The following is an 18,683-nucleotide window of genomic DNA, read 5'->3' on the forward strand; positions in this document are numbered from 1 at the left end:
CCCAGGTTTGCCTCATTAAACATAAACATGTGTAGCGGTAAGTGAAAGTGAATGATTCCCCTTTTTGTCTTCATATTGAGCCGGTTTCCTTGAGGGGAGGCTGGTGTTTTTTTTGTTTGCGGAATAAATCGTTTTGTAATTATATTTGGAAAAAAGAAGAGGTGGTAGCGCTTTAAATTTAGTTTTCTACAGGTTTTGGCGTGAGATGAGAAAGTTTTGAGAGAAACCAGGAGGCTAGGAGAGGGAATCCCTTAGTTGAACCTCTTTTAGGCATTTATTTTATAAGAAAATTAAGCTTTGTGAATGTGGATTGGTTCGCTATGAAATTAATTGCGTCTTTTTTTTGAGTGATCGCGTCATTTTCAAATTAATTGCGTCGTTTCGAAGGTAATTGCGTCATTATTTCATTTATTGCGTATTTTTCCAAATTAAACCATTTTGTAGTGGGTAACCACTAAAAAAACCCCTTTCCCACAAAAGGAAAGAGGCTCATCAATATTATTCCAACACCAACAACGATTCCAGATCCTGATCCGACAATTCCGTCACCCACTGGTCGCTGCGGATGATTTCATCGTTCAGGGCCTGCTTTTTCATGAGCATGGCATCGATTTTTTCTTCGAGGGTGCCTGATGACACGAGCTTGTGCACGTGGACGAAACGTTTCTGGCCGATCCGGTAGGCACGGTCGGTGGCCTGGTTTTCGACGGCCGGGTTCCACCAGCGGTCGTAGTGGACGACGTGGTTGGCAGCGGTCAGGTTCAGGCCGGTACCGCCGGCTTTCAGTGACAGAAGGAAGACAGGGAATTTACCGTTCTGGAATTTCTCCACGAGTTCATCCCGTTTTCCTTTGGCCATGCTTCCGTTCAGGAATGGGACATCCACATCAAATTCTTCTTTCATCACGTCCTGGATCATTTCCCCCATCGAGATATACTGGGTGAAAATCAGGCAGGCTTCACCGGATTCGAGGGCGGTTTCCACGATGTCCTTCAGCTTCTGCATTTTTTCAGAGCGTGAGAGGATCGATTTCGGATCCGGTTCCTTTAAATAAAGAGCCGGGTGGTTACAAAGCTGCTTAAGCTGGTTGAGCATTTGCAGGATCAATCCTTTGCGCTCAAATCCGCTCAGTGTTTCGATTTTAGCAAGGGTGTCTTTCACGAGCTGCTCATACAGGGCGGCCTGCTCGGCAGTCAGGTGACAATATTCTTTCTGCTCGAGCTTTTCAGGCAGATTCAATTCGACTTCAGGGTCTTTCTTTGTTCGACGCAGTAAGAATGGCTTGATTTTGGCCTGAAGCTCTTTGACTTTTTCTTCGTTCTCATCTTTTTCGATGGGAGCGATGTAATTTTTCTGGTACTGGGTGAACCCACCGAGATAGCCGTGGTTGAGGAAATCAAAGATCGACCACAGTTCCGACAGACGATTCTCCATCGGGGTCCCGGTGAGGGCAATATGATGCCTGCCGCTCAGCTTGCGGATCGCACGGGACTGTTTCGTATTGGCGTTCTTGATATTCTGGGCTTCATCAAGGGAAATCGATGTCCATTCCACGAGTGATAGCTCGTCATAATCGATATGGGACAAACCGTAAGAGGTGAGCACCACATCGACGTCCTTGATGGCAGCCGCAAAACCTTCACCCTTCGCACGGGTCGGCCCGTAATGTAGGTGAACCTTCAAGGCCGGTGCGAACTTCTCCAACTCACGCTGCCAGTTTCCGAGAACGGAGGTAGGGGCAACGATCAGGGAAGGGGTTTCCGGTTTTTCGGTTTCCTTTACATGCTGCAGATAGGTGATCAGCTGCACGGTTTTTCCCAGTCCCATGTCATCGGCAAGACAGGCGCCAAAGCCGAACTTCCGTAAAAAGAGCATCCAGCTCATCCCCAGCTGCTGGTAGGGGCGGAGTTCGCCGACAAAGGTATCAGGCGTTTCCGTAAGCGGAATCGACGACACATTCGTCAGCTGATGAACCATTTTTTTCATGGAACGGTTGAGCTCGAGCTGAATCCTGGCGTACTTGTAAGGGTCATGCTCATCGTCTTCTGGATCCACGTCCGACTCATCGTCGTCACGGGGTACAAGCTCCTGTTCGAGCATATCCTGGATTGAGATGCCTTCCTGCTTGGCTTTCGTCATCATCTGTTGAATCCGGCGAATCATGGCAGGATCGAGCTTCATCCACTGACCGCGGATTTTGACCAACCGGCGCTGATCGTCGACGAGCTGATTGAAATCATCCTCAGAAAGATTGAAACCGTTCATGGAGAGGCGCCAGTCGAAATCAAGCATGGCATTCAGTCCAACAAAGGATTTACGATAGCTCGTATCCGTGTTTTTCAACTTTGCTTTCACGAGAACCTGGGCATCCTTCATCGCTTCCCACCAGGATGGCAGGAGGATCTCGATGTCGAGATCAATCAGTTTCTCACTGAGCACGGATAAGAAATCCCAGGCGTCATGCTCACCGAGAGCCGTCCGGAGGGAGCCATCCGTGTCACGGAGGATCGGCAGCATCTTCATCCAGCGTTCCTGTTCTTCGGACACATCCGGGAGGTGTTTTTTCCAGGAGGGAGGGACCGTGTCTTCAGCAAGGGATATGATCCGGTTCTGTTTCTTGCGGTCCCGTAAAATCGTTTCAAGTTCCCAGGATTCATCCTCATCAAGGGGTTCCGTGATCCGGAGCCCGATGGAAAACGGCAGCTCCTCATCAGCCCCTGCGATCCAGTCACTCCATCGTCTCTCATCAAAGTACGCATCCAGCTCTTCAGACGTCAGCGTACTCTCTTTCAGCTTCTGGATCCGCTTCATCGCACTCGACCCACCCGACGCCATCGCCTCATTCAACGCACCCTGAAACCAGGATTCCGTTAAATGTTTGAGGGACGGACCTCCATGGGGAAGCTCTTCATCCCAGAATTCGTCGTTGAAGTTCGACCATACTTCATCGGGGATGTGAAACTGCAGTCCTTTTTCCTGCCATTCTTCAAAGCGCGGCAGCCAGCGTCCGGCTTCGACGGCCTCATAGATGACTGGGGCAATCGCAATGCATGCCTGACCGGTTTCATCCCAGTCCCATTGGATCATGCCGCTGAAGTGCTCGCCGGCAAGAAGGGTCAGGAACTGCCACTTGGAGACAGGAATTCCGCCATCCGTTTCCTCAAGGAGGGTCCCGTAGTAGCTTTCTTCATGCCAAAGAAACAGCTGCCCCTTCCAGTCTTTCGGGGGAAGGAGTTCGCCTTCGTCGTTTTCCGCAGTGATGAAGAAACGGTCTTCATATTCAGTTGTATGGACATTGATTTTCACGGAAGACAGTTTAAGCATCGATTAACTTACCCTTTCTGCACTCTTCTTGGAACGCGCGCAAACGCTTATATTTCTCCAGGATATAGGTGAGATACACATCCCACTTATCGGTTTTCTTCGTTTTTTTATAAATCGTTCGGATTTTCTTCATATAACGGACCGCAAGCTTGTAGCTGTCGCGGTTCTTCTGGTCGATCGCTGTGATGACGCCGGCGTAATAGATGGGCAGGGCAAGCTCGGGTGCTTCCTTCGTCACGTCACGGAGACCCATGCCTTCCATCTCGCCAATGCTGTAGTTCATATATTTCTGCAACTCGACCCATTCACGGTAAGCCTTCGCCGTGATGAGATATTCGTTGTATGAGAAAAAGCTGTACGGAAGCATGGAGAGGAGTAGCTCGTTCACTAGCGTGCTGTCCTTTTCCATCAGCCAATCCATCGGCAAAATCCGTACGAACCAGCGGACGAACCGGGTCGCTTCATAATAATCAAGGGTCTCGAGATGATCCGGCATCCTCGAGAGGATATTCCGGACCAGGAAGAAGCCGACTTCGTACCGCTTCCCGACGAAGAATTTACGGAGCCAGAACTCACTGTAAGCCACAAGTTCTGTTCCGAGTTCATCCACAACTTCACTAGCTTTATTCAAATCCTCGAGGAGGAGATATTGATGAAGGAGTGCGACATTGAAGAAGGTCGGATCCTGCTTATCTTGCTCTTCCAATCGGGTCACTTCTTCCCGGCGCCATGATTTCTGTTTGAACAAGTAGTACCATAGGAAGCGGTACACTTCGGCCTTCATCATCGTACTGTTCTCTCTGGAATCGCTCATCTCGATCGTCTGCTTTTTCAAAAAAGCAATATACGGATCGAAGCTGAACGGCATGGCATGGATCGACAGCTTCTCCACGGCATCTTCCATTTCGCCTAGGAGGAAATCATACATGCTGTACTGCTCACGGCTCAGCTCGACATTCCGTTTTTGTAGAAAAAGGTCGATTTCAATCGAGAGATAAAAGGTCGCAAACAGCTGATAAAGAGGCTTCCATTCCCGTTCAAACGGAGCTTCCTTCATAAATCGCTTCGTGATATTCTGCACGAGGACGTCCATTAAATAGGGCTGCCTTTCAAGTAACTCCAGGTCTTCCTTTTTGAGAAGGGAGTCAAAGAACTGCCACCATTCCTCCGGCGTGTTCCCGCGTGTTTTCCGTTCGGTCAATAGATCGCTTGCCTTCTTTAAGGCACCGTGCTTTTTCATTAAATCATCCAGTGATTGTGCTTCCGGAGTGGCAGGCTGTGACTGACTCCGCCAATTCTGGATCCACTCACTGACCCGTCCCACTTTGTTATAGAGCATAAAAAAGGTCGCCATTTGATGCCGGCACCATTTATCCTGCGGACATGAGCACTTGCTTAACAAGGGGAACAATAAGTTCAGCTCCAAGGTCACAGGTGTCACATCCTGCACCTCCGCCGACACTTCATCATCCCGGACCTTCACGTTCGAAACCAGATTCTGACGGAACAAAAGAAGGCCCTTCGATACGACATTCTTGCTCTCGTCCTGATTCGGGTCCAGCTCACCCTGTATCGACTGACTCATGGGAAGCAACTTATCCTTCAACTCCTGAATACGAATCGACATCAACCAACCTCTCCAATCTATAAAATCGCATTCTTTTATTATAACGCAAAAGGAGGGGGAAAAGGAACATGGGGTGGAGGAAGTGGTGGGGAGAGGGTGTGGGGTTTGTCGAATGGTGTGGGTGAGAGGTGTTTTGGCGGTGGGTTTGGTGCCTGGCACGGTGGTGGAAGAGAGGGTTTTGGTGGGGGAAGATCCCCCATTAAAACCGTCCCCCCCCCACTCTACTCCTCCACATGCACATAAAACGTCTCCCCATCATACACATTCAAGCTCTTCAACCCCACTTTTTCATCATTTCTCCAATAAAAATCCTTATTTTCCGGAAAGCGGAGCACCTCGTCGTCACGCTCCGCCACCATCATAGGGTTTATAGAGGTCCGTCCCTCAACCGTTACCTCATACCCCAAATCACGATAGTATTTCATCCCATCCACATACCAGGAGGTGAAAGGTCCCGTCCTCAATGAAAATCCCATGTAATCAGAAATCACCCGTGGGATGTCGGTGTTTTCGATCAGTCCAACCGGCTTTCCTGGTCCATACGAGTATAAAAAGACGTCTTCACCGGTATGGCCGTGGGTGGTGAAGCCGAGATTTGCCCGCTCCGCCATCAGTTTCACCATTTCATTTTCAAGATCGTCCATGCTCTTTGCAGCTTCCATCCTGCCAAACTCCTTCCCCCTCAGGTCACCCAACCCATAGCTTGCAAGGACCTCTTTTAAATTCGATTGATCCTTTTTCAACTGGGAGGTGGCCCCCTTGACGGTAAGCCTGGCTTTCTTCAAAGGTTTGATGAATTGATCGGCAGGCAGACTTTTATAATCCCCGTTCGTCCCATGGTTCCCAAGTGTCAGTCCGCTATTTCCATGATCGGTCACGGCAACGACCATGGTGTTCCCGTCCTTACGGGCAAAATTAAGGGCTTCACTGACGGCATCGTCATAGCTCAATACCTCACTGATCATCCCGACTGGATCGTTCTTATGAGCGGCCCAGTCCACCTTGCTGCCTTCGACCATGAGAAAGAAGCCCTTTCCCCCTTGAGAAAGCCGGTCAATGGCTGCACGGGTCATCTCTGCAAGGGAAGGCTCATCGGGATTCAGATGAGGACGGTCCAGTTCATAAGAGATATCTTCATCAGCGAACACGCCCCATAGCTTTGGAGAGGTCGTCCCTCTTAGAAGTCCGTCCCTCTTCCGAACCAACGTATAGCCTGAAGAATGGATTTCTTTAAAGAGGTTTTCCCCGTCTTCTCGGCTGACCTGCTTTGTTTTCAGCATGCCGTCATCGTCTTTGGTGGGCTCCTTGGTTTGAGGCTTTAGCCATGCTCCGCCTCCGCCCAGTACGACATCCAACCCTTGGTAGACCTGTTGTTCACCGATATCCCCGAATTCATCCCGGTTCAAAACATGGGACGTGAATGCAGCGGGGGTGGCGTGCTGGATAGGGGAGGTGGAGACGATGCCGGTCCTGTAACCGGACAGCTTGGCGCCTTCAAGGACGGTCAGGACGGGCCGTCTGTCAGGGTTCATCCCTATATAATCGGCTTTCGTCTTCACACCTGTCGCCATGGCGGAACCTGCTGCAGCGGAATCGGTGATGGCGGACTGGGCGGAATAGGTCCGGACGCCGCCTCTCAGAATCGTATCGAGCTTGAGGTCGGTCCCTCGATACCAGCGGGACAGGGTGAGGATGTCGGAGTTGGTGCCGTCCATGATCATGAGGATGACGTTTTTGTGGGGTGGGGTGGCGGCGGTTGTGGAGGAGGCGGGCAGGGTGAGGGTTAAGAGTGATAGGAGGATGATTAGCTGTTTGATTGTTTTCATGGTGGATTCGGGCTCCTTTTCATTTAGTGTGGGTATAGTATTTGTTGGTGGGGGAGGAGTATGTATAGGAAAGGGGCTTTTCGCGATCTTTTTATCTGTTGTACAATGAAAATAAAAAGGTTTGTGGAAAGACGTGTTGAAAAAGAATGGTATCTTTATTTTTTCACTGATGGTGGTTGTAACCATTTTGGTGGTTTCGCATACTTCCTTTGAAGCTGTAGCATTACTGGGGGGAGTGTTCGTCATCTTTATGATTCCTACCTTAAGAGGGATAATAGTTAAAGACAACTTCCGTAAAGTTAAAGTGGCTATTTATACCTCTATCTGTTTTACCATTGGATTATTCATTTTTTATTTTTTCGTGTCTCTTTTTAGAGGGGATGCTTATATGGTTGAGGGTGATTATTTACTATCTTTGATAGTGGTGCTTTTACTTGGTCTGCTCGGTAACTTTGTGTATGGTTTGCCTGCTTCATTGGTTGCGGAGGTCATTTCCATGAAGGTTTTGAGAAATCGTATTTGGGTGTCTGGACTTATACATATTGGATTTGGAGCGTTGACCTATTTTATTTATCCTGGAATCTCATTGCCCGCAGTGTGCTGTTCGGTCATATTCTTTCTGTGGGATGAAAGGATAAGAATAGATAATGGAAGTTAAAAAAACCAAGAATGCAGAGGCATTCTTGGTTTTTTTCATTTTATTTCCGTTCCAAAATCCCCAACAACAAATTCTCAAGTATCGTCGGACGATCGAATTTCTTCAAATCCCTGAGTTTCACCTTATCCCAATCAAGGGCTGTGATGAAAGGGACACCTTTTTGTAGTGCCGGGATGTCATCAGGATAGAGGATATAGTATTCCCCTGCTTTCACACCTGATTTGATTTGCTGCTGTCCGTTGACGGCGAGTCCGGTTTCCACTTTCCGTTTTTCAACGTTGCCTTTTGACGTTAAAATCCAAATATATTTGTAATCGCCATCTTTTTCAACGGCCGTCACCGGGACCACGAATGCACCTTTGACTTCATCCGTGATGATGGAGAGGAAGACATGGTGTCCTGGAAGCAGTTCGTTTTCTGTGTCCTGTAGTTTGACCTCTACAGGGTATAGGCTTTCGGTTTGGATGTGCGGATCGTTTTTAGGCAAGGTTGCTACCCGGGTAACGATTCCTTTTTGGGTCTTTTTCTCAACATCCGATTGAACGGTTGCGCTCATATTTTCATCGACTTTGACGATTTCTTTTTCCGTCAGGTCAGTTGTGACGATGGTGGACTGTGATGCGATCGTGATCAATGGATTGTCGATGGCATGGGAAAGGTCCTTGATCGTTCCGTCCACGCTGCTTTGGACGGTCAGGGTCGTTTCGTATGATTCAATATCTGAAATCTGGCGTTCGAGATTGTCGATTTGGCTTTCCAGGCGATCGATTTCCAGTTCTTTCGCGGCAATCTCTTTTTTTAGATCATATTCTGATTGAAGGGCGCTGGCGTCGATGGGAATTTCTTTGTCATCGGTTGACCCTGATGGAAGGGATGATTCCAGTCGCTTCAGGTCGGAAATATTATCTTCGATGCTATCGATTTCGTCTTCAAGCTGATCAGCTTCTGATTCCAGTACGCTCTTTTGCTGAGATTGATCGGTTACTTCGTATTCATAGAGGGGAGTTCCCGATTTGATCTGATCCCCTTCCTTGACGAGGAATTTTTTGAAGGAACCGAATTCATCGTTAAAATAGATGTAGTTTTCTTCTTCGGAAGCGACGACTCCTGCTTTCGGCATTTCTTTTGCAAGAGCACCTTTATTGACGGGTTCCCATTCAGCGACGCGGACTTCCCGGTCGACTTTACTGTCCGCTTTTTCAATGAGGTATGTATTGGCACCTATAAAAAGGAGCGACACAGTGAGGGAGGTATAAAAAATGCTTCGTTTGTTCATGAATGTTCACAGCCTTTAAATAGTTAGATTAGAGTGGATAAATCAAGGAATGCCAGAAATGCAGTAGCAGTCCAGAATAGTAGATTTGTTAACAGAATCACGAGCCAGATGAGCCAGTTTTTTTGCTGGGTGAGTCTCTTGACACCTTTGTATTGAATATAGAAAACCCATATCTTAAATAGGGAGAAACAGCCCAGGAAATAGATGACCCATGGTTTAGCGGTTATGTATTGAGCGATGACTCCGAGTGATAGAGGCGATGAGAACCAATCAAGTGAAAGGAAAATGGATAAAGGAATGTACGTTAGTCTTTCAATTAGTAAAACGATAAGAACTAAGCTTTGCGTGATGACAAGCTTCCGGTATTCCCCTTCGTCTGAAATGGTCCAGAAAATCAGGGCCGGTACGAACAAGACGACTGCGGCATATAATATACCTGAAATGATTCTTCCTAATAGGAACAAGAACTTTTCCATCTCGAATGTGAAGGGTGAAAGTTTCGTCAGTTCCTTTGATAGAGGGTCCATTCCGATTCCAAAGGAAGATATGAGGCCAAAGACAAGGGCAGACAATAGGAAAACAAGGAATATCTTTTGTTTATATCCTTTTAATACTTCCGTTTCTTTCAATTGATAAAAGAAGTAGGATGGTTGTCTTAATCCCCGGATGAGTTTAACTTCTTTATGCATAAATGGTTGCCTCCAACTAGTTTAGATTACTTCTCTTATTCTATCGAAAAACCCCGAAACTTTCCATAAATTGTAGAATGAAAGTTAATAAAATTAAAAAAGCGCCTCAGGACGCTTTTACATGTTATACGTTAAAAATGTTGTGCCCGCTATAAGCGCGACAGTAAAAACAAATAAGCCTATGTACATCCACATTTTTCGAGCTTTCTTTTTTATTACTATTTCTTCGGGTGTCAAAAACGACAAAACAATCCCTCCTTGGTTTGGTAGCTGGCTGGCATGTAATAGCCCCTGTAGCTTTGCGTCATCACCTTTCGATGATTTTGCCACTTTTCAAGACCATACCACTATTATATCGACAATAGATGCGAGGAGTTAAATAGGCCTAAAGTATGTTTTTGAGAGTATTCTAAAAAAAATTTATCTTTCAACAAGTGACTTTTTCTGGTAATATAGCATAAAATTGATGTTTGAAATGCCGTCTAATAGTGTAATAAAGTGATATAAACTGTTTAATGATGTAGGAGGTTGTCATTTTGAAAAGAAATGTGAACGACGATCAGCATATTCTGAACGTTATCCAAAAGGCGTTCGACAAAGGTCAACAAGGAAACATGGACACAAACACTATGATCCACTGGCTGAAACAAGAACTCCAGTCAGGATACAACATAGATACAAACCAAAAAGCGCTCTAGACCCCGAAACCCGGGAATCTAGGCGCTTTTTTTGATTGAGGAAAGAACCTCAACAGTTAGAGGGACGGACCTCACTTTTATGAGGAGATGGGAACAGAAATCCCGGTATAACAGGTTTTATGTTGCGGATAGTGAGGTCCGTCCCTCTCGGGGAGTTCTACCAGCCCTTCATCGTCTGATAGAAGTGATTGACGTGTGCGATGAATTTTTCTTTACGCTTGTCTGTGAAGTAGGAGAGGGATGACAGGGTTCGCTTGAATTTTGGATGCTCTCCGAGGGTTTTTAAAATTTCCTTTGTTTCTTCGTCTTCGAAGGTTTCTCTCAGGATCATGGGGTCGTGGCTCTGTCCAAGGCTGTCGCTTTCCTCCCCGTACATTATCCGGTTCATTTCATGGGTCGGGATTTTATAGACTTCCTTAAAGGTAAGCAGCATTTTGTAGGGGATGTCCCTTGCACCAGTTTCATAGTTTGATAGTGCGCCCTGGCTGATATTCAGGCGAAGGGCAGCTTCTCTCTGGGTAAGTTCTAATACATCATTGCGATAATGCTGTAACTCTACATGTAAATCCATTGTTTTCACCGACTATCCCTTTTTTCTTCAAGATAAAGGTTTTACGGGCAGGCATTAGGATATTACACATTTTGAAATCGTTATTTTGATTACGATTCAAGATAATTTGGAAAAGGTATACAAATTTACAGGAAATCGTATTAAAATGTAAATATAATTGTAATTTTGTCGAATTGGGGGAAAAGGTGGAGATAGAATGGGGGAACAGCAAAAAGAGAGAGTAGACAGTTTTTCAACGAGGGGAGAAAAGAAAGTCATCACATGGATCCAGATGAAACCGGAGTCGAATCTGGTATTCAGCACGAAGCATCATGGAAAAAAGCGAGTCATCTACTACACACATAGAAGCATTACCAATCTTGATTACGATAGAAGAGAGAGATAGAGGGGGGAACGGACCTCACTACCCGTTTCATTTACAGAGACTTGTGAATGAATAGAGGTCCGTCCCTCAATAAAAAAGAGGATTTTAGGCATTTGTGTCGAATAGGTAATGTGTAAGATGATGTGAAGTAAGAAAAGGAGTGTTGTTATGGTTCGAACGCCTCGGAATTGGAGTCCGGGAACGACGTATCATGTGACGGCGAGGGGGAACAGGAAGCAGGAGCTGTTTCATGATGATGAAGATCGCAAGAAGTATATTACGTATTTGCAGGAAACGAAAGAAAAGTACCCATTTACCATCCACGCCTACTGTTTGATGTCCAACCACATTCATCTGCTGATTGAAACCCACGATGTTCCACTGGAGAGAATCATCCGTATCCTTCACACCCGCTACGCCGTTTATTTCAACAAGAAATATGATTATGTCGGGCATGTGTTCCAGGGGCGATATGGATCCACTAAGATCGATACCCCAGCGTATTTTATTAAAGCGAGCAGGTATATCCACCACAATCCGGTTGAAGCGAAACTCACCATCCATCCCGAGACATACCCCTGGAGCAGTTATCCTTTCTACATCCATTCCATTGATAAGCCCTTACTTTCCAAGGAACGCACCCTCAATTATTTTCCGGCACCACAAATCAGTCGATATAAGGAATATGTGGAAAAGGGTCCCCAAAAAGAAGAACTCCAGAAAAAACAATTAAAAAGTGAAAAAAATAAAATATTTTTGGAAAAATATAGAGGGTTTTGGATACTGGTGTCGAAATTCATAGTCAGTAGGACAAAATTCCTATTTCAAGGAGGAGGAAAGTATGAGAAAAGAATTTCTTTTAATATTCGAGGATTTTCACGTTTCCAAGAGAATCGTCAAGAAATCAAAAAAGCATTTAATCGTTTTTCAGGGGCAGCATTATTACAATAAGTTGGTCGTGGTGAACCGTCCACCGGGATTTTCTCATGCCCTTGAGAGCATCATGTACTCGGACAAAATCCTCGAAACAGTCGGGTTCACGACATTGTTTGCCGTTCCGGTCGATCGGAGCCACTCCATCCCGTTCAAATTTGTCCGGATAGGCGACAACACACCAAAGGATTGCAAGATTGTACTCGAAAAACGCGAGGGAGCGGAGCAATTGAATATCCTGCCCCTATACCCTGTAGACGGCCCAATTACCAGCGAGGACAAACAGGATATCCTATCCTACTTAAGCCTGAAGTCCGATGACGGAACCGTCACCTACCTTATGAACAATCCCCAAGTATTCAAAGGAAAAGGTAAAAAACAAGAAGAGTAAAGGAGGAGTGAGGCGAACCTGAACAGGTACGTCTTTTTTTGAGGGACGGACCTCCACCAGCTCTCCTGCCATTATCCTTCAAAAACCCTTTACCACGCTACCAAACTACCTCTCTAAGTTTCTAAAATCACCGTTTTTTTCGTTGACCTCTTAAGAATCAGACCATACAATAATAGTAGTTATTAGTATTTTTAGAATTTTCACGTAAGGTGCGAATGCCACTTGAATAAGACAGATCATACTCGTATCGGAAAGAACGCCATGCTCCTTCTCCTGTTAGACAGAGAAGAGGAAGAGTGGAACCGTCATTTTAATGAGCTGAATTGGAGTTACTGCACCGGTAAGATCGGATCGATGGACAGCCAGAAAATCGTGGCCGCGATAGAAACAGCGGCGAAGCGGAGTGACCTGGTCCGGGAAGATCTGTACCGGGAGATGCATGCTTTGTATCACGCGATTATGGAAGCACTGACAGGGGTCACACGCGGTCAGACCCAATTGGGCGAGATCCTGCGGACGGTGGGCCTGCGCTTCTCCGTTGTGAGAGGGACTCCGTATGAAAGTGAAGAGGAAGGCGAATGGATTGCCGTCGCGTTATATGGGACGATTGGTGCGCCCATTAAGGGGTTGGAGCACGAAACAATCGGACTTGGAATCAATCATATTTAAATAATGAGAGCCTAGAGATATTAGTTAGAAGGAGGCTCGACCAAGGGCAGAAGTCTGTCTTTGGTCGAGCCTCCTTTTTGTGTGGACGCAGGAACTTACGAAGGGGTCCGTCCCGCAGCAGGTTAGAGCATTAAAGCAAAAACACCAGTAATAACGGTAAAGACAGTGGGAACGAACCGAAAATAGGTGAATTTCAGAGGTCCGTCCCTAAAAAATAGAAGGAGTGAACCAACATGGTGGAGTTGACAGGTTGTAGTTTGAGTTTGGATGAGGCGAAGAGGGTGATTTATGGGAAGGAGCAGGTGGAGCTTTCGCCGCTTAGTATGGAGCGTGTGCGGAAGAGTCGCGAGGCGGTTGAGAAGATTGTGAAGGAGAAGCGTGTGGTGTACGGGATCAACACGGGCTTTGGGAAGTTCAGTGATGTGCTGATCGATGCGGATGACGTGGAGGAGCTGCAGCTGAACCTGATTCATTCCCATGCGTGTGGAGTGGGGGATCCATTCCCTGAGAACGTTTCACGTTCGATGCTCCTGTTGAGATGCAACGCTTTGTTAAAAGGGTACTCTGGGGTGAGACCGGTAATTGTTGAGCGTCTGGCTGAGTTCCTGAACAAGGGAATCCATCCGGTGGTCCCGCAGCAGGGGTCACTTGGAGCGAGCGGGGACTTAGCACCTCTTTCCCACTTAGCGTTGGCGCTGATGGGGGAGGGAGAGGTCCATTATCAGGGTGAAGTCCATCAGACTCTCACTGTCCTCTCAAAAGAAAACATCTTCCCGATTCAGCTTCAAGCGAAAGAAGGATTAGCACTTATCAACGGAACCCAGGCAATGACAGCTATGGGCGTCATCGGTTACCTGGAAGCGGAGGAACTCGCTTTCCAAAGTGAAATGATCGCCAGTCTGACCATGGAAGGTTTAAGAGGAATCATGGATGCCTTCGACGAAGATATTCATTTGGTAAGGGGATATCCTCAGCAGGTGGCAACGGCTCAAAGAATCCGGGACTACCTCGAAGACAGCAAGCTTACAACGAAGCAGGGAGAACTCCGGGTACAGGATGCCTATTCGTTAAGATGCATCCCTCAGGTTCACGGAGCCTCCTGGCAGGCACTTGACTATGTAAAAGAAAAACTCGAAATCGAAATGAACGCGGCAACGGATAACCCGCTCATTTTCGATGACGGGGAAAAGGTCATCTCAGGAGGGAACTTCCACGGGCAGCCGATCGCGTTTGCCATGGACTTCATGAAAATCGCCATCGCAGAACTTGCCAACATTTCAGAGCGACGGATCGAACGACTTGTGAACCCGCAGTTAAATGACCTGCCACCATTCCTGAGTCCGCAACCAGGACTGCAATCAGGTGCCATGATCATGCAATACTGCGCGGCATCACTCGTATCGGAAAATAAAACACTGGCCCATCCGGCGAGCGTCGACTCAATCCCATCATCGGCTAACCAGGAAGACCACGTCAGCATGGGAACGATCGGATCACGTCACGCTTACCAGATCCTGCAGAACACAAGAAGAGTCCTCGCCGTCGAACTCATCTGCAACCTGCAGGCAGCAGAACACAGAGGGACGGACCTCATGGCAAGCAAGACAAGACAATTTTACGAAGCAGCGAGAAAGGTCATTCCTTCCATCACGAAGGACCGGATCTTCTCGAAAGATATAGAAAAAGCCAACGAGTGGCTGCAGCAAACAACACTAAGCACACTGATCAAACCAACCAAAACAAAGGAGGAAACGACAAATGGTTAAAGCAGACAAACGAATCGTACAAGTGAAAAGAGGGACGGACCTCGAATGTAAAGGATGGGAGCAGGAAGCGGTTCTTCGCATGCTCTACAATAACCTTGATCCAGAAGTAGCGGAAATTCCGGAAGAGCTTGTCGTATACGGCGGAATCGGGAAAGCGGCCCGTAACTGGGAGTCTTTCGATGCCATCGTCCATACGCTCAGAAACCTGGAGAACGATGAAACCATGCTCGTTCAATCCGGAAAACCGGTTGGTGTGTTCAAAACTCATAAAGCAGCTCCAAGGGTACTGCTATCGAACTCAGTCCTCGTACCAAAATGGGCAAACTGGGAGCACTTCCACGAGCTTGATCAAAAAGGACTCATGATGTACGGCCAAATGACGGCGGGAAGCTGGATTTATATTGGAACACAAGGAATCCTGCAAGGGACGTACGAAACGTTCGCGGCACTGGCGAAGAAACATTTTAACAACTCTCTTAAAGGAACGATCACCCTTACAGCCGGATTAGGCGGAATGGGCGGGGCGCAGCCACTGGCCGTTACGATGAACGGTGGAGTCGTGATTGCTGTCGACGTGGACGCAGAGCGTATCCAGAAGCGCCTCGACACGAAATACTGCGACGTCAAAACCGATTCCATCGAAGAAGCATTGATGATGGCGTATGAAGCTCGTGACCAGGGCAAGGCACTTTCCATCGCTCTACTTGGAAACGCAGCAGAGATTCATCATGAGCTGCTCAAGCGTGATGTCAAAATCGATATCGTAACCGACCAGACATCAGCTCACGATCCACTAAACGGCTATGTTCCAGAAGGATACACACTCGAAGCCGCTGCAGAGCTTCGCAAGCAGGACCCGAAAACTTACACAGCACTATCACAAAAAAGTATGGCCAAACACGTGGAAGCGATGCTCGAGTTCCAACACCGTGGCTCCATCGTATTTGACTACGGCAACAACATCCGTCAAGTAGCGAAGGATGAAGGGGTCGACAATGCCTTTGATTTCCCTGGATTCGTCCCGGCATACATCCGTCCATTATTCTGTGAAGGAAAAGGACCATTCCGCTGGGCGGCACTATCAGGTGACCCGGAGGACATCTACAGAACAGATCGTCTGATCAAAGAGCTCTTCCCGGAAAATGAAGCACTGAATCGCTGGATCGATATGGCCCAGGAGCAAGTGGCATTCCAAGGCCTTCCTTCCCGTATTTGCTGGCTTGGCTACGGTGAGCGTGTGAAGATGGGTCTTGCCATCAATGAATTGGTGAAGAACGGAGAGCTGAAAGCACCAGTCGTCATCGGCCGTGACCATCTGGACTGCGGATCCGTCGCTTCACCGAACCGTGAAACGGAAAGTATGAAGGACGGCAGTGACGCAGTGGGTGACTGGGCAATCCTGAACGCCCTCATCAACACCGCGGCAGGCGGCTCGTGGATCTCCTTCCACCACGGCGGCGGAGTAGGAATGGGCTACTCATTACACGCCGGAATGGTTGTTGTAGCAGACGGGACGGACCTTGCCAAGGAACGCCTGGAACGCGTACTGACTACTGACCCTGGAATGGGCGTCATCCGCCACGTCGACGCAGGCTATGATATCGCAGAAAAAACAGCCGAAAAACACAACATCCACATCCCAATGAACAAAGGAGGAGAATAAGATGACAACTACACAATTCGACACCATCATCGACAACATCGGCCAGCTCCTGACGATGGATCATGGGGACGGACCTCTGAAAGGGGAAGAGATGAGCAAGCTTCCCGTTCTCGAGAATTCAGCCATTGCCATCAAGGACGGCCTTGTCGCCTGGATCGGTACACACGAAGAGGCAAAATCTCTCAAAGCAACGGAACGAATCGATGCAGAAGGGAAGCTCGTCTCACCCGGTCTAGTAGACCCGCACACCCATCTGGTCTTCGGCGGCTCCCGTGAACACGAAATGGCCCTCAAGCAGCAGGGTGTTCCATACTTAGAAATCCTGAAGCGGGGAGGCGGCATTCTATCTACAGTAGGTGCCACCCGCGAAGCATCGGAAGAGGAGCTTCTAACGAAGGCCCGTTTCCACTTAAACAGGATGATTTCATATGGAGTCACAACGGTAGAAGCGAAGAGCGGATACGGTCTTGACCGCCAGACAGAACTGAAACAATTAAAAGTAGCAAAACAACTAAACGAAACACACCCGGCAGATATCGTCTCCACATTCCTGGGAGCACACGCTATCCCACCGGAATTCAAAGGACGCTCCGATGAATTTTTAGAAGAAATGCTGGACCTATTAAATGACATCGAAAAAGAACAGCTCGCCGAATTCGTCGACATCTTCTGCGAAACAGGTGTATTCACCGTTGAACAATCACGAGAATTCTTAACCAAAGCAAAAGAAAAAGGTTTCTCCGTCAAAATCCACGCCGACGAAATCGATCCACTCGGCGGAACGGAAATGGCAACGGAAATCGGGGCCACAAGCGGAGACCACTTAGTCGGGGCATCGGACAAAGGCATCAAGGCACTGGGAGCAACCGACACGATCGCCGTCCTTCTCCCAGGTACGTCCTTCTATCTGAACAAAGGCAAGTTCGCCAACGCAAGAGGCATGCTGGAAGCGGGAGCGGCAGTCGCCCTGTCAACAGACTTCAACCCGGGAAGTTCACCGACGGAGAACCTGCAGTTCATCATGAACCTGGCATCCCTGCAATTGAAAATGACACCGGAAGAAATCTGGAACGCCGTCACCGTCAACTCAGCCTACGCCATCAACAGGGGAGATTCGGCAGGAAAGCTGATCCCTGGCCGTAAAGCCGATATCGTCCTATGGGATGTTCCGAACTATCACTACATCCCGTATCACTACGGGGTCAACCATACCAACACCGTCATGAAAGACGGATGTATCATTTACCGCAAGGAGAAGCTTCATGAGCATATTTCAACACATTAAGCCCGCAGGAAAAGCACAGTTCAAGGACCGCTACACAACAAAAGCAGCGGAACTCCTGATACCTTGGGTAGAGGGAAAGAAAGGGGACATCGCCATCATCGGCGCCCCCCTCTCCAAACCTTCCATCTCCCACTCAGGAGCAAGCTTCGCACCCGACGCCATCAGACGGTGCCTGAACTCGTTCACAACCTATAATATCGAAAGAGGGACGGACCTCGCCGACGACAACAAAACCATCATCGACTTTGGCGACATCATCATGCACCCGACGTCCATCGAAGAGTCGCATCAGCGAATCTATGAATCAACGAAAGTAGCAGTGAGCACAAACGCGGCACCGTTCACCATCATCCTTGGCGGCGACCATTCCATCACTACGTCAACAGTCAAAGCCATCAAGGAAACGAAGGGGACGGTTGGCATCATCCAATTCGATGCCCATCACGACCTGAGGAACACGGAGGACGGAGGACCGACCAACGGTACGCCTTTCAGGAGATTACTAGAAGGTGGCCACATCCAAGGAGAGCATCTCATTCAAATCGGCATCCGCAACTATGCCAATGCGAAAGCCTATCATGATTACGCCATCGAGCAGGGTGTAACGGTATATACGATGAAGGACGTCAGACCACAAAACATAACAAAACTCATCCAAGAATCCCTGGCTCAACTCGAATCCAAAGTCGACACCATCTACCTCTCCGTCGACATGGACGTCCTCGACCAGGCATTTGCCCCAGGTTGCCCGGCGATCGGACCAGGGGGGATGCATCCGGATACGCTCACGGAGGCGGTCCAAACCGCACTCCATCATCCTAAGGTCCACACCATGGATATTGTGGAAATTGATCCTACTCTGGATATCAGAGATATGACGAGCCGAGTCGCAAGTCTGCTTCTTTTATCAACCCTTCAAAATAAATGACTGAATGAAAGCCCG

At 47.9% G+C, this 18,683-nt stretch carries 16 protein-coding genes and 1 riboswitch; of the genes, 10 read left to right on the plus strand and 6 right to left on the minus strand.

Annotated features, from left to right (window positions below; genetic code table 11):
- Positions 1-498: 498 nt before the first annotated feature.
- From BVI01S_RS01410 to BVI01S_RS01420, 3 genes are all read right to left on the minus strand, one after another.
- Positions 499-3,324, minus strand: coding sequence for a DEAD/DEAH box helicase (locus BVI01S_RS01410; protein ID WP_061808933.1), 2,826 nt, complete (start codon positions 3,322-3,324; stop codon positions 499-501).
- On the minus strand, positions 3,317-4,951 hold the full coding sequence (locus BVI01S_RS01415) for a hypothetical protein (protein WP_061808934.1): 1,635 nt from the start codon (positions 4,949-4,951) through the stop codon (positions 3,317-3,319). Before BVI01S_RS01415 ends, BVI01S_RS01410 begins: the two co-directional genes overlap by 8 nt.
- A gap of 221 nt (positions 4,952-5,172) precedes the next feature.
- Complete coding sequence (locus tag BVI01S_RS01420) at positions 5,173-6,777, minus strand: alkaline phosphatase (RefSeq protein WP_061808935.1); 1,605 nt, start codon at positions 6,775-6,777, stop codon at positions 5,173-5,175.
- A 136-nt stretch (positions 6,778-6,913) separates the two neighbouring features.
- Here BVI01S_RS01420 and BVI01S_RS22695 point away from each other — a divergent pair, with 136 nt between their 5' ends.
- Positions 6,914-7,435: a hypothetical protein gene (locus BVI01S_RS22695; protein ID WP_061808936.1), complete on the plus strand. Its 522-nt coding sequence runs from the start codon at positions 6,914-6,916 to the stop codon at positions 7,433-7,435.
- Between the two features lie 40 nt (positions 7,436-7,475).
- On the opposite strand, the gene BVI01S_RS01430 is transcribed toward BVI01S_RS22695, so the two are convergent.
- Both BVI01S_RS01430 and BVI01S_RS01435 read right to left on the minus strand, forming a co-directional pair.
- Positions 7,476-8,711: an efflux RND transporter periplasmic adaptor subunit gene (locus tag BVI01S_RS01430; RefSeq protein WP_061808937.1), complete on the minus strand. Its 1,236-nt coding sequence runs from the start codon at positions 8,709-8,711 to the stop codon at positions 7,476-7,478.
- 23 nt (positions 8,712-8,734) lie between these two features.
- Positions 8,735-9,400: a hypothetical protein gene (locus BVI01S_RS01435; protein WP_061808938.1), complete on the minus strand. Its 666-nt coding sequence runs from the start codon at positions 9,398-9,400 to the stop codon at positions 8,735-8,737.
- A 262-nt stretch (positions 9,401-9,662) separates the two neighbouring features.
- A riboswitch (cyclic di-GMP riboswitch) is annotated at positions 9,663-9,738 on the minus strand.
- Between the two features lie 198 nt (positions 9,739-9,936).
- Here BVI01S_RS01435 and BVI01S_RS22410 point away from each other — a divergent pair.
- Positions 9,937-10,098 (plus strand): YwzD family small protein, encoded by a 162-nt coding sequence (locus tag BVI01S_RS22410; protein WP_156477280.1) that lies wholly within the window; start codon positions 9,937-9,939, stop codon positions 10,096-10,098.
- Between the two features lie 157 nt (positions 10,099-10,255).
- Here BVI01S_RS22410 and BVI01S_RS01440 read toward each other — a convergent pair whose 3' ends face one another.
- Positions 10,256-10,669, minus strand: a complete 414-nt coding sequence (locus BVI01S_RS01440) for a helix-turn-helix domain-containing protein (protein WP_244886831.1) — start codon at positions 10,667-10,669, stop codon at positions 10,256-10,258.
- A 196-nt stretch (positions 10,670-10,865) separates the two neighbouring features.
- On the opposite strand from BVI01S_RS01440, the gene BVI01S_RS01445 reads away from it, so the two are divergent.
- The 8 genes from BVI01S_RS01445 to hutG all read left to right on the plus strand — a co-directional run bounded on the left by BVI01S_RS01445 (position 10,866) and on the right by hutG (position 18,668).
- Positions 10,866-11,054, plus strand: coding sequence for a hypothetical protein (locus BVI01S_RS01445; RefSeq protein WP_061808940.1), 189 nt, complete (start codon positions 10,866-10,868; stop codon positions 11,052-11,054).
- A 147-nt stretch (positions 11,055-11,201) separates the two neighbouring features.
- The gene (locus BVI01S_RS01450) at positions 11,202-11,984 is read left to right on the plus strand and encodes a transposase (protein ID WP_244886827.1); all 783 of its coding nucleotides are present in this window, start codon (positions 11,202-11,204) and stop codon (positions 11,982-11,984) included.
- Between the two features lie 10 nt (positions 11,985-11,994).
- Entirely contained in the window at positions 11,995-12,357 is a 363-nt protein-coding gene (locus BVI01S_RS01455; RefSeq protein ID WP_156477281.1) for a hypothetical protein, read from the plus strand.
- Positions 12,358-12,579: 222 nt separating this feature from the next.
- Positions 12,580-13,026 (plus strand): histidine utilization transcription antiterminator HutP, encoded by a 447-nt coding sequence (gene hutP, locus BVI01S_RS01460; RefSeq protein ID WP_079534321.1) that lies wholly within the window; start codon positions 12,580-12,582, stop codon positions 13,024-13,026.
- A gap of 233 nt (positions 13,027-13,259) precedes the next feature.
- Positions 13,260-14,792, plus strand: a complete 1,533-nt coding sequence (hutH, locus tag BVI01S_RS01465) for a histidine ammonia-lyase (protein ID WP_061808942.1) — start codon at positions 13,260-13,262, stop codon at positions 14,790-14,792.
- Positions 14,785-16,455, plus strand: a complete 1,671-nt coding sequence (hutU, locus tag BVI01S_RS01470) for a urocanate hydratase (RefSeq protein ID WP_061808943.1) — start codon at positions 14,785-14,787, stop codon at positions 16,453-16,455. The genes hutH and hutU overlap by 8 nt, the downstream gene beginning before the upstream one ends.
- Position 16,456: 1 nt before the next feature.
- Complete coding sequence (hutI, locus tag BVI01S_RS01475; RefSeq protein WP_082804614.1) at positions 16,457-17,740, plus strand: imidazolonepropionase; 1,284 nt, start codon at positions 16,457-16,459, stop codon at positions 17,738-17,740.
- On the plus strand, positions 17,718-18,668 hold the full coding sequence (gene hutG, locus BVI01S_RS01480) for a formimidoylglutamase (RefSeq protein ID WP_061808944.1): 951 nt from the start codon (positions 17,718-17,720) through the stop codon (positions 18,666-18,668). The genes hutI and hutG overlap by 23 nt, the downstream gene beginning before the upstream one ends.
- Positions 18,669-18,683: the final 15 nt, after the last annotated feature.

Origin of the sequence: Rossellomorea vietnamensis NBRC 101237, from assembly GCF_001591825.1 — a bacterium.
GTDB lineage: Bacteria > Bacillota > Bacilli > Bacillales > Bacillaceae_B > Rossellomorea > Rossellomorea vietnamensis.

What these genes read in the sequence shown, in the direction of transcription:
- BVI01S_RS01410 (WP_061808933.1), bottom strand. Translation starts at nt 3,324, where the DNA reads ATGCTTAAACTGTCTTCCGTGAAAATCAATGTCCATACAACTGAATAT.
- BVI01S_RS01415 (WP_061808934.1), bottom strand. Translation starts at nt 4,951, where the DNA reads ATGTCGATTCGTATTCAGGAGTTGAAGGATAAGTTGCTTCCCATGAGT.
- BVI01S_RS01420 (WP_061808935.1), bottom strand. Translation starts at nt 6,777, where the DNA reads ATGAAAACAATCAAACAGCTAATCATCCTCCTATCACTCTTAACCCTC.
- BVI01S_RS01430 (WP_061808937.1), bottom strand. Translation starts at nt 8,711, where the DNA reads ATGAACAAACGAAGCATTTTTTATACCTCCCTCACTGTGTCGCTCCTT.
- BVI01S_RS01435 (WP_061808938.1), bottom strand. Translation starts at nt 9,400, where the DNA reads ATGCATAAAGAAGTTAAACTCATCCGGGGATTAAGACAACCATCCTAC.
- BVI01S_RS01440 (WP_244886831.1), bottom strand. Translation starts at nt 10,669, where the DNA reads ATGGATTTACATGTAGAGTTACAGCATTATCGCAATGATGTATTAGAA.
- BVI01S_RS01445 (WP_061808940.1), top strand. Translation starts at nt 10,866, where the DNA reads ATGGGGGAACAGCAAAAAGAGAGAGTAGACAGTTTTTCAACGAGGGGA.
- BVI01S_RS01450 (WP_244886827.1), top strand. Translation starts at nt 11,202, where the DNA reads ATGGTTCGAACGCCTCGGAATTGGAGTCCGGGAACGACGTATCATGTG.
- hutH (WP_061808942.1), top strand. Translation starts at nt 13,260, where the DNA reads ATGGTGGAGTTGACAGGTTGTAGTTTGAGTTTGGATGAGGCGAAGAGG.
- hutU (WP_061808943.1), top strand. Translation starts at nt 14,785, where the DNA reads ATGGTTAAAGCAGACAAACGAATCGTACAAGTGAAAAGAGGGACGGAC.
- hutI (WP_082804614.1), top strand. Translation starts at nt 16,457, where the DNA reads ATGACAACTACACAATTCGACACCATCATCGACAACATCGGCCAGCTC.
- hutG (WP_061808944.1), top strand. Translation starts at nt 17,718, where the DNA reads ATGAGCATATTTCAACACATTAAGCCCGCAGGAAAAGCACAGTTCAAG.